The 15113-nt window shown below is 33.1% G+C and carries 9 protein-coding genes and 2 rRNA genes (1 of these 11 only partly in view); 5 read left to right on the top strand and 6 right to left on the bottom strand.

What is annotated here, in order from left to right; translation table 11 throughout:
* Positions 1-14 precede the first annotated feature (14 nt).
* Both glmM and rpsA read right to left on the bottom strand, forming a co-directional pair.
* Positions 15-1406 (bottom strand): phosphoglucosamine mutase, encoded by a 1392-nt coding sequence (gene glmM / locus CW731_RS00195; protein WP_100944812.1) that lies wholly within the window; start codon positions 1404-1406, stop codon positions 15-17.
* 361 nt (positions 1407-1767) lie between these two features.
* A complete protein-coding gene (rpsA, locus tag CW731_RS00190) occupies positions 1768-3588 on the bottom strand; it encodes a 30S ribosomal protein S1 (protein ID WP_100944811.1) in 1821 nt (606 codons plus the stop codon).
* Positions 3589-3833: 245 nt separating this feature from the next.
* Here rpsA and CW731_RS00185 point away from each other — a divergent pair, with 245 nt between their 5' ends.
* Entirely contained in the window at positions 3834-4463 is a 630-nt protein-coding gene (locus tag CW731_RS00185) for a 7-carboxy-7-deazaguanine synthase QueE (protein ID WP_100944810.1), read from the top strand.
* A gap of 194 nt (positions 4464-4657) precedes the next feature.
* On the opposite strand, the gene cmk is transcribed toward CW731_RS00185, so the two are convergent.
* Together cmk and porQ are read right to left on the bottom strand one after the other, a co-directional pair.
* The gene (gene cmk / locus CW731_RS00180) at positions 4658-5344 is read right to left on the bottom strand and encodes a (d)CMP kinase (protein WP_100944809.1); all 687 of its coding nucleotides are present in this window, start codon (positions 5342-5344) and stop codon (positions 4658-4660) included.
* Entirely contained in the window at positions 5345-6370 is a 1026-nt protein-coding gene (gene porQ, locus CW731_RS00175) for a type IX secretion system protein PorQ (RefSeq protein WP_100944808.1), read from the bottom strand.
* Between the two features lie 627 nt (positions 6371-6997).
* Here porQ and CW731_RS00170 point away from each other — a divergent pair.
* The 4 genes from CW731_RS00170 to CW731_RS15920 all read left to right on the top strand — a co-directional run bounded on the left by CW731_RS00170 (position 6998) and on the right by CW731_RS15920 (position 14382).
* The gene (locus CW731_RS00170) at positions 6998-10078 is read left to right on the top strand and encodes a SusC/RagA family TonB-linked outer membrane protein (protein WP_100944807.1); all 3081 of its coding nucleotides are present in this window, start codon (positions 6998-7000) and stop codon (positions 10076-10078) included.
* A gap of 6 nt (positions 10079-10084) precedes the next feature.
* Complete coding sequence (locus CW731_RS00165; protein WP_100944806.1) at positions 10085-11944, top strand: SusD/RagB family nutrient-binding outer membrane lipoprotein; 1860 nt, start codon at positions 10085-10087, stop codon at positions 11942-11944.
* Positions 11945-11977: 33 nt separating this feature from the next.
* Positions 11978-12850 carry a hypothetical protein gene (locus CW731_RS00160; protein ID WP_100947578.1) on the top strand — a complete coding sequence of 291 codons (873 nt, stop codon included), beginning with the start codon at positions 11978-11980 and terminating at the stop codon, positions 12848-12850.
* Between the two features lie 1373 nt (positions 12851-14223).
* On the top strand, positions 14224-14382 hold the full coding sequence (locus CW731_RS15920; RefSeq protein ID WP_157812156.1) for a transposase: 159 nt from the start codon (positions 14224-14226) through the stop codon (positions 14380-14382).
* Positions 14383-14556: 174 nt separating this feature from the next.
* Here CW731_RS15920 and rrf read toward each other — a convergent pair.
* Both rrf and CW731_RS00150 read right to left on the bottom strand, forming a co-directional pair.
* Positions 14557-14666 (bottom strand): 5S ribosomal RNA (rrf, locus tag CW731_RS00155).
* Between the two features lie 111 nt (positions 14667-14777).
* Positions 14778-15113 (bottom strand): 23S ribosomal RNA (locus tag CW731_RS00150) (it continues 2548 nt past the right edge of the window).

Raw genomic sequence — 15113 nt, 5'->3', positions numbered from 1 at the left:
TTGTTTTCAAAATATTATGCTATTATTTCTTTAATTTCCTTAATAAATCTTACAGCCAAATCATCTGCTGCTTGTTGTGATTTTGCTTCTGTATAAATTCTAATGATTGGCTCTGTATTCGATTTTCTTAAATGAATCCATTCCTCTGAAAAATCTATTTTTACACCATCTATTGTGTTTACATCTTCATTTTTATATGTTGAAGCCATAGTTTCTAAAATCTTGTCAACATCTATTTCTGGCGTTAACTGAATTTTATTTTTACTCATGAAGTAACTAGGATATGAATCTCTCAATTCCTTACAAGACATTTTAGTGTTTGCTAAATGTGATAAAAATAACGCAACACCCACCAAAGAATCACGGCCGTAGTGAGAAGCAGGGTAAATAATCCCTCCATTTCCCTCTCCACCAATAACAGTGTTGGTTTCTTTCATTTTGATGACGACATTTACTTCCCCAACTGCTGATGCTGTATACGTTCCACCATGTTTTTGGGTAACATCTCTTAATGCTCTAGAAGATGATAAGTTAGAAACCGTGTTTCCACCACCTAATTTACCTAAAACGTAATCTGCACAGGCAACTAAGGTATACTCTTCGCCAAACATAGAACCATCTTCAGAAACCAAAGCTAATCTATCTACATCTGGATCAACAACAATTCCGAAATCTGCTTTTTCTTTTACAACTAAGTTAGATATGTCTGTTAAGTGTTCTTTCAAAGGTTCTGGATTATGAGGAAACTCACCATTTGGTGTGCAGTATAATTCTACACAATCAACACCCAATTCTTTTAACAAAGCAGGAATAAAAATACCTCCTGTAGAATTTACACCATCTACAACTACTTTAAATTTCGCTTTTTTTATTGCTTCTATATCTACCAATTCAAGATTTAAAACTTCTTGAATGTGTTTTTCTAAATAAGAATTGTCTTTTGTATAAGATCCTAAATCATCTACATCTGCAAATAAGAAATCTTCGTTTTCTGCTAATTCAAGAATTTTTTCTCCTTCTGCTCCGTTTAAGAATTCTCCTTTTTCGTTTAATAATTTTAATGCATTCCATTGTTTCGGATTGTGGGATGCGGTTAAAATAATACCACCATCTGCATTTTCTAAAGGTACTGCAACTTCTACGGTTGGTGTTGTTGATAAACCTAAGTCTACAACATCAATACCTAAACCGACCAAAGTATTTGCCACTAAGCTAGAAATCATTTTTCCAGAAATACGAGCATCTCTACCAATTACTACTTTTATCTTTTTCTTACTTTTGTTTCTTTCTTTTATGAAAGCTCCATAAGCTGAAGCGAATTTTACAGCATCTATTGGTGTTAAATTGTCGGCAGTTTTACCTCCAATGGTTCCTCTAATTCCTGATATTGATTTTATTAATGTCATACTTCTGATTGTCTTTTTTAATTAGCTTTACAAAGATAAATTATTCTGATTTAGTTCTTTGTATAAAGGTTAAAAAAAGCAATCTGATTCCCTTTTAAAACTCAAAGAAATTATAGCTCATTAAATAAGTTAGCAAAAATGCTTGCGTTAGGGATTGAAGCATTTGTTTGAGCTCTTTTTTATTTTTCTTAAAAAAAACGAGTGCGTAAAGCCCGACCTTTAGGGAACGCCCAACTTAATATTAAGTTTATAGAACAGTAGCTTCTAAAATAAATTAATAGGTAGAGTTTTAAACAAAAAAAAGCCGATGCAAATTGCATCGGCTTTTAGATATTATAAATATCGGCTTGTTGTAAAAGAATTACTTCTTTTTGTTACCAGCTTCCATTTTCTCTTTTAATGCTGCTAAACCACCGATGTCTCCAAGTGTAGTTTTTTCTGCATCTGCAGTTTTCTTAGCTGCTGTTTTAATATTTCTCTTTTCTTCTTCTCTAAATAATGAAGTATGAGAAACAACAACTCTTCTGTATTCTTTAGAAAATTCTAATACAATAAATTTAATTGTATCTCCTTTTTCTAATTTAGAACCGTCTTCTTTTTCTAAGAATCTTGTTGGTGCAAAACCTTCAACTCCATCAGCAAAAGTTACAACTGCTCCTTTATCATTCTTTTCTTTTACAGTACCTTCATGTGTAGAACCGATTGCATACGTAGCTTCATGAGCATCCCAAGGGTTATCTTGTGTTTGCTTATGACCTAAGTTTAACTTTCTGTTCTCTACATCTAATTCTAATACTTGAACCTCTAATTTGTCACCTACAGTTACAAAGTCTGATGGGTGCTTAATTTTCTTAGTCCAAGATAAATCAGAAATATATACTAAACCGTCAATTCCTTCTTCTAATTCTACAAAAACACCAAAGTTTGTGTAATTTCTTACAGTACCTGTGTGCGTAGAACCTACTGGGAATTTAGTTGTAATATCTGTCCAAGGATCTGGGTGTAATTGTTTGATACCTAAAGACATTTTACGGTCTTCTCTATCTAAAGTTAAAACTTGCGCTTCTACTTTATCACCAACTTTTACGAAATCTTGTGCAGAACGTAAATGTGTTGACCAAGACATTTCAGAAACGTGAATTAACCCTTCTACTCCTTGTTCAACTTCTACAAATGCGCCATAATCTGCAATTACTACAACTTCTCCAGTTACTTTATCACCAACTTTTAAAGTATCGTTTAAAGCTTCCCAAGGATGCGCAGATAATTGTTTTAAACCTAATTGAATTCTAGATTTGTTATCATCAAAGTCTAAAATTACAACGTTTAATTTTTGATCTAATTCAACAACCTCGTTCGGGTGATTGATTCTAGACCAAGATAAATCTGTAATATGAACTAAACCATCTACACCACCTAAATCTACAAACACACCATAAGAAGTAATGTTTTTAACAACACCTTCTAATACTTGTCCTTTTTCTAGTTGACCAATGATTTCTTTTTTCTGTAATTCAATATCAGCTTCAATAAGAGCTTTATGAGATACAACAACGTTTTTAAATTCGTGGTTGATTTTCACAACTTTGAATTCCATTGTTTTCTCTACATATTGATCGTAATCTCTAATTGGCTTCACGTCAATTTGAGATCCTGGTAAGAATGCTTCGATTCCGAAAACATCTACAATCATACCACCTCTAGTTCTACATTTAACGAAACCGTTAACTACTTCACCAGTTTCATGAGCGTTATTAACACGTTCCCATGCTTTAATTACTCTTGCTTTTTTGTGAGACAATACTAATTGACCAGAAGAATCTTCTCTTTTGTCAACTAATACTTCTACTGTATCTCCTTCTTTTAAGCCTTGGTTGTAACGAAATTCGTTTAAAGAAATAACTCCTTCAGATTTAGAGTTGATATCGATAATTGCATCTCTATCAGTAATTCTGATTACAGTTCCTTCAATTACGTCACGTTCGTTTACAAAACCAACAGTTCCTTCTAACGCTTTTTCAAAAGCTTGTAATTTTTCTTCATCAACAGCTTCAATACCTTGTTCGTATTTGTGCCAGTTAAAATCAGCTAAAAATTGTTTTGGATCTACAGCTGGAGTCGCTGTTTCTTGTACTTCAGTAGCAGCTAACTGCTCTTCAGTGTTTTTTGTTTCTTCAGACATTTCCGAGAAATAATTTTTGTATCTTATTGTTCACCAGATTTTTAACGATAAAAACGCAAAGAGTTGTTTTTATAAATTGTGTTATACTTTTCCTTTTATAAATCTGTTCTCGTAAAAAGGAGTGCAAATTTACGAAATTGTTTTGATTATTAAGCCTTTAGAATTAATTTATTATTCCTTTTATTCTTGATATACAAAAACTACCTTTGCACCCTTAAAACCTTTTTGGGTAGATTTTAATGAAGATGGATAAAAATACAAAAGATTTAGTAGATAAAGGAATTATGCTTCCATTAATGGAAGAGTTCTATACAATACAAGGTGAAGGTGCTCACACAGGAACTGCCGCTTACTTTATTAGAGTTGGTGGTTGCGATGTTGGTTGCCATTGGTGCGATGTTAAAGAAAGCTGGAATGCAGAATTGCACCCACCAACGTTGGCTGACACGATTGTAGATAATGTAAAAAAACATGCTAAAACCGTTGTTATAACTGGTGGTGAACCTTTAATGTGGTCTATGAATTATATTACAGATTTGCTCCAAAAAAATAATATTAGAACGCATATAGAAACTTCTGGTGCGTATTCTTTTTCTGGAAAATGGGACTGGTTTTGCCTTTCACCAAAGAAAAATAAACTTCCTTTAGCCGAATGTTATCCGGAAGCGAATGAGCTAAAAATGATTATTCATAATAATTCTGACTTTGATTTTGCAGAACAAGAGGCTGCTAAAGTGGGTGCTGAATGTGAACTTTATTTACAACCAGAATGGAGTAAAAAAGAAAAAATGACGCCACTTATTGTAGAATATGTTATGAAAAATCCGAAATGGAAAATTTCTTTACAAACGCATAAATATCTGAATATTCCTTAATATTCAGATATTCTCTGTTTTTTTTAGAAGCTATTTCCTGCTTTCCACTATATCTTTTTATGCTGTCATTCCGAAGTTTACTTTTTGTAAACCGTGGCAATCTCATAATTAAAAGAATTACTCTTTTTTAAAGAGCTATAAAAAGGATGCCGTTTCAATCAGGGCTAAACCTACTTGCTATGTATTAGAAGTTTTTAAAGTTTTCTATCTACTAAAGCGCAAATACGTTCAAGCTGTTCGTTAATTCCCATATCAGAATTATCAAACCCAATAGCGTCGGCTGCTTTCATTAAAGGAGAATCTTCTCTTGTAGAATCTATTCTATCTCTTTCTTCTACATTAAAAAGAATGTCTTTAAAATCTACTTTGTCTCCTCTATCAATTAACTCTTTGTAACGCCTAGTTGCTCTTTTGTCTGCAGAAGCGGTCATGTATAACTTTACATCTGCATTCGGAAAAACGACTGTTCCAATATCTCTACCATCCATAACAACACCACTATCTTCTCCCATTATTTGCTGTTCTGCAACTAATTTTTTTCTAACTTCAGAAATAGCAGACACTTTACTTACTAATTGAGAAATTTCTAATGTTCTAATTTCCTTTTCAACATTTATTCCGTTTAAAAACATTTCAGCAAAACCTAAATCTGCATTAAAACAAAAAGAAAGAGAAACATTTTTTAGACTAGAAATAAGTTCTTCTTTATCTAAAAAGTCTTTTCCAACAAAATTATTTTGTTTTGCATACAAAGTTACGGCTCTATACATTGCGCCTGTATCTACATATATGTAATTGTACTTTTTTGCTAATAATTTAGCGATTGTACTTTTCCCTGTCGATGAAAATCCATCTATAGCAATCGTAATTTTTTTCTTCATTTAATACCTTCTATTATCTAAATCTATCTCTAAACTAAATGTACTAACATTAGACGCAGAGTGAAATTTAGAATGTGCATAATTAAATTTAAATCTATTCATTTTTATTCCAAAACCAAAGGAAATTCCACTAAAAGTTCTCGCATTTTGTAACTTTAATTCTGCTGCTCTTCTAAAGTTATATCCCAATCGTACATTTATCAAACTTTCTGGAAACAATTCTGCTCCAAGCACAAAGTGTCTTAAAGTATTTCCAATAAAACCAACGCCTTCTTGAGATACATTTCCTTCTAAATCTGTGGTTTGATCTGAAGGATTCGCTACAGAAATATCCCACTGTTGTAAATTATCTAAAGTTCCGTACCATTTTAAAGGAACATGTTCTAATTTATAAGAACCTCCTAAAGCTACCTCCAAAGGTAATTTTTCTGTTAAACCATTAAAGGTTGAAATTTGAGTTCCTATATTTCTTGCCACAAGTGTAAAAGAAAATGGCTTAAAAGGACTTTGGTATAATAAAGCTATATCAGTTGCAATTCCTGTAGAAGAAAAATTACTAATATTAGACGTTATTAACTTTAAGTTCGCTCCTAAATAAAAGTTAGTATTTGGCAAATTATAGGCATATCCAACAGAAACAGCAATATCACTTGCCTTAAAATTACCAATTTCAACTCCTTCTTCATCTGCTCCAATAATAGTACCATAATCTAAGTACTTTATACTCGCATGAACTGTACCAAATCTCCTTGAAATTTCTCTAGCATAAGAAATAGAACCAACGTTTATTCCTGCTAAATAACTAGAATAATTTACAGATAATCTCCTATCTAAATCACTGTTTATAGTAGAAGGATTCCATATCGGTTGATTAATATCATCTATCAACGTTAATACTTCACCTCCCAATGCTACTTGTCTTGCAGATGTAGAAACATTTAAAAACTGATAGATTCTTTCTCCCCCAACCTGAGCATTTAAGGAGATCGAAAAAAATAAAATAGAAATAAAAAATAACTTTGTCATTAACTAATTTAGTTTCGTTTTACAAATATACTTTATAACGGAATAGCATCATAAAAATTACTATTTAAAACAATAAAAAGCTCCTTTTGAAGACCTGAGAATTAAATGATCTTAAAATAAACACCAAATAGCTTCATTCCTTTCTACGAATCTAATTTATAGACAATAATAAGTTATAAAATTTAACAATTGTATATCTCATAAAATAAGCATGTCTATTTTTCATTATAATTAAGAAAAATTTGTATTCAACCGGAGATTCAATCTTCTAAAAAGAACTTCCACTTGCACATTTCTCCTAAAACTATAATAAAACTTGCTACGCCCTTCCATCTTTTAAATTAGAGATATGTTTTTAGTTTTATTAGGAAACAATAGTAATTTTTTCTTTTCTGTATTGAATTAAAAATTGTGTTGTTTTATTTAAATACAGTTCTATGTAATCCTAAATAATATAATTAGAAATATGTGTTAAAAAGAGAATATACTATGTTTAAGAACACAAAATACTGCAATAAAACAACATCAAAACACATAAATACGCATAAATCCTGCATAAATATCTCTTAAAATGCATAAATATTGTATTTTTTTTATTAAGTTTACAATCACAAATAAAAAAAAGTCATGACAAAAAACATTCAACTCACGCTGCTGGTTTTTTTTACAACTTCGTTTTCCGTATTATTTTCACAGAATATAACAGTGAGCGGAAATGTTACAGACGAGCTAAATAATGGCTTACCAGGAGTGGCTGTACAAGTAAAAGGCACAAAAAAAGGTACATTTACTGATTTTAAAGGAAACTATAACCTAACCGTTGAAAAGGGTGAAAAATTAATTTTCTCTTTTATGGGGTACAAAAGCCGAGAAATAATTGCTGATAAAATAAAAATAAATATCACCTTAACTGAAAGTGAAACAGCTTTAGATGAAATTGTAATTACTGCTGAATTCGGTTTAAAACGTGTTCAAAGAAGTATTGGTTCTTCGGTACAAAAAATTGATGGTAAAACAATTGAAGACTCTGGTAGAGAAAATTTTATTTCTGCACTCGCAGGAAGAGTAGCTGGCCTTAATATAGGATCTACTAGCGGAAGCCCTGGAGCATCTAATACCGTAATTTTACGAAATATCACCTCTATATCTGGTAATAATCAGCCACTTTATGTGGTAGATGGTATTCCTATGAACAACTCTACTTTTGATCCTAGTGGTATGGCTGGAGGTGGTTTTTCTGTTCGTGATATGGATTTTTCTTCAAGAGGTAATGATTTTAATCCTGAAGACATTGAGTCTATAACAGTATTAAAAGGTGCTGGTGCCGCGGCTTTATACGGTTCAGATGCCTCAAATGGTGCAATTATTATCACTACTAAAAAAGGTACTGCAGGAAAAGGTAAAGTGAAATTTAGCAACTATATCAAATTTAGCAAAGCTTACGGCTATCCAGAAATGCAAGATAAATATGCCAATGGAGCCTATGGAACAACAAACTACTATTTTACAAGTAAATTTGGAGGACAGTATCCTGAAGGAACTAAAACCTATGATAATATTGATGCAGTTCTTCAAACAGGTTTTCAAGAACGATACAATGTTTCTATTGAAGGTGGGTCTGAAGAAGCGACTATCCGTGCTAGTTTTTCTCAATTAAATGAAACAGGTGTTTTAAAAACTACAGATTATAGTAGGACAAATTTAAGTTTGTCTGGTAGGGCTAATGTTACAGATTGGCTAACGTTTGAAGGAGCACTACAATATACAAGTACTACAAATACTAAGGTTCGAAAAGGTACAGCAGGTCCATTATACAGTGCTATGTTGTGGCCAATGGTAGACGATATGAGCAATTATCTTGCTGAAGATGGTAGTCATATGAGAAACCCAGAGTATTATCTTGATGAAGATTTACTGAACCCTCTTTTCGGAATGAATAAAAATAAGTATTATGATGAATCAGATCGATTTATCAGTAACATCGCTCTTAATATTACCCCTTCTAAAAACACGTTTATAAGAGCGCAAGTTGGTTGGGATGTTGGAATGCAAACTTTTGTAACCTCTAACCATCCTTATTATGCCAATAGAAATGCTGGTGAAGGTCAGTATAATCTTGTACAGTCTAATTTTTCTGATCCAACTATTAATATTCTTACAGGATACACAAATAATTTTTTTGATGAGAAATTTTCATTTTCTGGTCAGTTAGGATATCATCAATTAGAAAACGGAGTTACAAGAGCTGCAAGTTACGGTGGTAAATTTATTGAGCCTAATTTTCAATCGATCAACAATACAGACCCATTAACACAAACTGCTAGACAAAGAAATACAAAACGAAGAGTACAAGGAGTTTCTGGTTCGTTTGAATTCGGATATGACAATATTGCTTTTATAACTTTAAGAGCTAGAAATGACTGGTCGTCTACATTACCTGTAAATAATAACAGCTATTTCTATCCTGCTCTTGAAGGCGCTCTAATTGTTTCTGATTTCGATTTTATGAAAAATATAAAACCAATCAATTATTTAAAACTACGTGGTTCTTGGGCGCAAGTTGGTAAAGACGCAAGACCTTTGCAAATTGATCCTGAATTGCAAAACACCAACCTAACAGGTGGCGGTTTTAAATATGGTTTTACAGGACCAAACCCTAATCTTAAACCAGAAATTACAACAGCACATGAGGCAGGTATAGATTTAAGATTGTTTAATAACAGAGTTAAAGCAAGTTTTACCTACTTTGAAACAGAGAATTCAGATCAGATCGTACAAGGTTTCCGATTAAGTTATGCTACAGGCTTTGTGTTAAACACCATGAATGTTGGTACCTTTAAAACAAAAGGATGGGAAGCAAATATTGATGTTGATGTGATAAAGACAGATGATTTTACTTGGAATGTTGGAGTAAATGGTTCAAAAGGAACTTCAGAAGTTGTTTTTCTTCCTGAAAATGTAACGGAATACTACAATCCAAATACCTGGAATTCAGGAAATATAAGAAACGGTATTATGAGAGGTGAACCAATTACCACACTAACTGGAAGAGCTTATGACCGCAATGATAATGGAGATATCTTAATTTCACCAACAACCGGATTACCACTAACTGCGAGTCAATGGTCCATTATTGGAGACAGAGAACCAAAATTACGTTTCGGAGTAATGACAAGTTTGAAATATAAAAACTTTAGAGTATCAAGTTTATTTGCAGGACGTTTAGGAGCTACAGTTGTAAATGGCACAAAACGATATATGATGCAACGAGGAACAAGTTGGGAATCGGTTGCTTTGCGAGAAAGACAACCTCAAATTTTTAATGGTGTTATCAAAGACGGTAATGAGAACAGTGCAAACCCAACCCAAAACACAATTTCTGTGGATTATAGAACCTATGGATCTACTATTTTTAGTGGAGGAGATGAAGATTGGTTAGAAAAAGATGTAAACTATTTAAGAATGCAAGAGTTCCGTTTTTCATACCGCTTGCCAGAGGAAGCACTTCGCAAAACAAAAATTTTATCTAAAATGGATTTATTTTTTGTAGCAAATGATTTATTTACATGGACAAATTACTCTGGTATTGATGCTGTAGGAAATACAGTTTCTGCTGCAGCTGGTGGTACAGGTGGTGAAGGTATCGATGTGTTTTCAATGCCAAACCCTCGTAGTTTCTCTATAGGATTAAGTTTAACCTTAAATTAAAACGTCATGAAAAATAAATTTATATACCTACTAATACTATTTTTCAGCTTAACTAGCTGTGAAGAATACCTCGATGTAAATGAAAATATAGATGCTCCTGCTAAAGTAGATGGATATTTGTATTTAGCTGGTGTCACTCAGCAATACCAAGAACTTTTTTACGACTTACGCGCCATTGCACCAATGACACAAATGATGGGTACAAGTAGCTACTCTAATTTTGCTAGTCATTACTACAACCCAGGAAGTGATTCTGGAGGACAAATTTGGCGAATGACGTATTGGAGTCAAGGTCAAAATCTAGAAAATTTAATCAATCAATCTAAAGCTGCAGAAGATTGGACATTAGCTGGAATTGGTTTAGCCATGAAAGCATTTAGTTGGGATCTATTAACAAAGGTTCATGGAGAAGTACCTATGAAAGATGCATTTGTACCAGATTTACTGCAACACGACTATGATTATCAAAAAGAAGTGTATGCACAAGTGCGCGAATGGGCCTATGAAGCTGTTGAATTACTAGAACGAGCTGATGATCAATCTTATGGAAATAAAATAAGTGATAATGATTTTATTTATGGTGGAGATAAAGACAAATGGATTAAATTTTCCTATGCTATTATTGTTCGTAACCTAGCTTCTTTAACCAATAAAACAGATTTTAGTAGTACTTATGCACAAGAATTAATAACAGCTGCAGGAAAATCTTTTCAAAGCCCTAGTGACGATGCAACCGTAAAAATTGGTGGTGGCTCACAATCTTCACCTTACAGTAGTTATAATAATTTCTGGGGAACAGCAAGACGCAACTTAAGTTATAGTTATTTTCAACACGAATACGCTGTACAAGTATTTACAGGAACAGTTCCTGAGTATGAATTAGGAACAGGTGATAAAATTATTGGAGGTAATAATCCATATCATCCATACGAACTTGCAACAAAACAAATTATTACAGATACTTTAGTAAACCAATTAGGTCATTTTGATCCTAGAGTCGCAGTAAAGTTGGCAACCACAAGCAACCCAACTTATGAAGATTTAGACAATAATGATAGTATAAAAGCTTATAAATATTATGGAGGCTCTTTTACAGGAACTACAGGTTCTATTGGACAAGCACCTTCTTACTATGGTAGAACACTATCATCTCAATATTCAGGAACCGTAAATGATGGATCAGGGCGTTGGGTATACAGAGACGACGCTCCTTATATTTTAACAACCTATGCAGAAATAAAATTCTGTTTAGCAGAAGCTTATTGGAAATTAAACCAAAAACCAGAAGCATTTAATGCCTTTAAAGAAGGAATTAGAGCAGACATGCAAACAACAGCACGTTATATCTCTACAGGTAACGAAGGTAGTGCAACTGGTGGAGACAAGATTACAACAGGTGCTTTTAATGATCTTTCTTACGAATATCTAAACGGACCATTTGTGAATGGATTAACCGATTTTACGCTATCACACATTATGATGCAAAAATGGGTGGCACTATACCCATGGGGAGCGCAAGAAGCGTGGGTAGATATGCGTAAATATAATTATGATATCGCTTTTGCAGGAGATGCTCCTAGCAACGGAGACGGATTCATACAGGCTTCTTTAAATCAAAAAATAGATTCAGATCCTTCTAAAATATATAAAGGATTGTATTTAGCACCAGCACAAGTACAAGGAAGAAAGGGAGCTTATAATATACGAAATGAAGGTTCTCCAAGTTATCGTTTAAGACCGCGTTTTAATTCAGAATATATGTGGAATTTACCATCATTAGAAAAACTAAAACCTATTTCCGGAACAGCAGACAATTATCATACTTCAATACCATGGTTTGTATACCCTGGAGAGTTACCAGAATAAAAAAATATGTTAAACTTAAGAAATATAAAAATTATGAAATATTTAGCTAAAATAGGACTCTTTCTGGTTTGCACTTTTCTAATTGTAGCCTGTGAGCAGCATTTTGTAGAATACGAAAGCACTCAAGTTAATGATGGTACAACAGCGCAATTCCAATTACATTATATGGTTCCCATGAGTGGAGGAAATGCGAATAGCATTAATATGGTAGAATTAAATGAACGCCTATTAACCAATGAAACATCTTCATTACCCACCTTCAGTTATATTCCTAGGGGTGCCGTAGGTAAGTTTTTTACAACCGAATCAGGAATAGCCAATCTTAAACTACACAAAGGAGCGGTAGCCAATTTAGACCTAGTCTATAATCGTGACATCGATTTACCTGTAGGAAAATCTAATGTGATTATACATAGTTTTGATGAAGCGCCAATTATTATAGAAAATAAAGTTCCGTACCCAACAATAACAACGGCAAATACTGGTGAGACAGCATGGGTAAAATATTATAACATTCTTTATGAAGCCCCAGGGGTACCAACACTTCTAAAACTTCAGTACCAATACCAGTATACAACAGATAATGAAACGGGAGATAAAAGTGATTGGATTAATGTTGGTAATCCTGTTGCATTCGGAGAAGCAACCGAATGGGAACCTGTAACCGTAAACAAAAGAGTAGAAGTATCTTCTGGTAACGCTCGAATAGATTACCGCATTCGATTAATCGGACAAGATGGATCCGACCAAGGAAATCTACAAGTAACAAATAGTAGAGGAAACACCGTTGAGTATAGTGATTGGTGGACAGCATATGTGGGTCGTGTGTACCACCACATGTTTACTGGTTACCGTGTAAACTCAAGCACATTGCGTGCCAGAGTAAGACAATCTACCGCATTATAATTTTATAAGATAGTCACTAATAAAATAGTTAGATTTATATAAACTCACTTAATGGGTAAAACAGAGTTACCTTCAAAAGATGTCTCTGGCGATTTAGTTGCGATGTAAATATTCTAAAAAATAGAATTAAATAAAACTCATCGGTAATCCTGATGAGTTTTTTACTATTAAATAAGATTTCAATTCATTTGGGCGTGCCCATTTTTTAAAATAGTATGGTTCAGATAAATAAACAATCAGCATAAAAATGGTCAGGCTTTCCGCTACAAGTCCTCGTTCGTTCCTCACTGTGGGCTTTTCACTTCAATCCTTCACGCAAGACAAGCATTAATTACGTTCTTTAAATAACATCAATAACTTCTTGCTTGAAAAGCTCGTCTATTACACTACTTTCTAACTATTAATTAACGAATAATGATACTTCGAATACAAATTTTCAGACAGTTAAATTGATACTATAAAATTATTATTACTAGAAGTTCTTATCACTTATTTTAAACTGACCAAACACAAACTTAAACAAGGAGAAATTCACTTCTATTTTACAGAATTAAATACGGTTCCAGAAGAATTTAAAGTCCTGAAGTTAAGTTCTAAAGTTTTTTTTCCAGAGGCTACAGTAAAAGATTTCCTAATCCGTGGTAAAACGTTTTTCTACGTCTTATTAGACGACATTCCTTTTAAAATTCTAAAAAGTAGTTACAAGAGATTTGTAATTAGTAGCAAAAGGCACTAGGATTACTAGTGAGTTTACTGCTTTTTTTTTTAAATAAATCAGTCACTAATAATGCTACGAGCACTGGTCTTATATAAGGTTTTTATGATGTAAACCTTAGAAACTCACAAAGAAAGTATAAAGATTCTCTAAGTGACTTCAAACAATGGAATAAAAACAGCATGTTAAACAATGGTTATTATTTCCAGATAATACTGTAGCATATTCTTCGATAGATAAAACTGCTTTTCTAATGGCGATTTATATACAATCGTAACCAATAAGAATACAAAAGGAAAGAAAGGTGTTTTCATAACAATGATTAAAAGTACTAAACTAACAACTGGAATAAAAATACTTAAAAATACAGAAAAATTAAAATAGTTGACGCTAGATATGGGTTAATTATTAAGAAATCATTCCCACAAGCTACACAAGTTATTAATAGATTTCATGCGCAAAAACTAACCTTGGCTACTTTAAACTATTAGAATTAAATAACGTTGGAAGACTATAGAAAATGACACTATAAATCGAATAGTAATTGGCTTAAATATAAAAGAGTTGAAATTATTTTAAAAGTCTATCCCGACATAGAGAAGACTTACAAATTATATCAAATTTAGCATAGATTTATAATCAAACAAATTACAAAACGGTGACCCTTATTAGATTTGCAAAATGGGATGAAAAAGTGAGACAAGCAAATTTTAAAAGATTCAAGAGTATCGCTAGAACAATGTCTATTCATAATCGAAATATACTCAACTATTTTAATAATAGAAGCGCAAATGCGTCTACTAAATCTTATCTTTAAAATACAGTTTGCAGGAATTAGAAGCTATAGCCTTTCAAATATTGAAACCTAACAGTTTTTTGGTAAATTCCTTATTCCATAAAAGTATTCCAGTTCATATTTAATTATTTTTCATAAAAAAACCTCATATCGTAAGATATGAGGTTTGTAGAATTCTGATTGTATCAGAATTAAGAAAGGCGGCGACCTACTCTCCCACATAAATGCAGTACCATCGGCGCGATTGGGCTTAACTTCTCTGTTCGAGATGGGAAGAGGTGAGCCCCAATGCTATAACCACCCTAAGATTTTCAGTTGAACCAGGTTCAACCGTATAAATTAACATATGGTAAAATAATATCTAAATTGTCAAATAAAAAGAGTGTGTCTCTCCCGCTATTGCTAGCGGGAGAAGCGTACATAAGTCTATGGGTTATTAGTATCACTTGGCTATGACATTACTGCCTTTACACCTGTGACCTATCAACGTTGTAATCTCCAACGACCCTTTAAAGAAATCTCATCTTGTGGTGGGTTTCGCGCTTATATGCTTTCAGCGCTTATCCCTTCCCGACGTGGCTACCCTGCTATGCTTCTGGCGAAACAACAGGTACACTAGAGGTCAGTCCAACTCGGTCCTCTCGTACTAGAGTCAGATCCACGCAAATTTCTAACGCCCACAGCAGATAGAGACCGAACTGTCTCACGACGTTCTGAACCCAGCTCGCGTGCCACTTTAATGGGCGAACAGC

The organism is Polaribacter sp. ALD11 (genome assembly GCF_002831685.1).
GTDB lineage: Bacteria > Bacteroidota > Bacteroidia > Flavobacteriales > Flavobacteriaceae > Polaribacter.
Note: the sequence above shows the minus strand (reverse complement) of the source record. Positions and strands in the feature narration are given on the sequence as shown.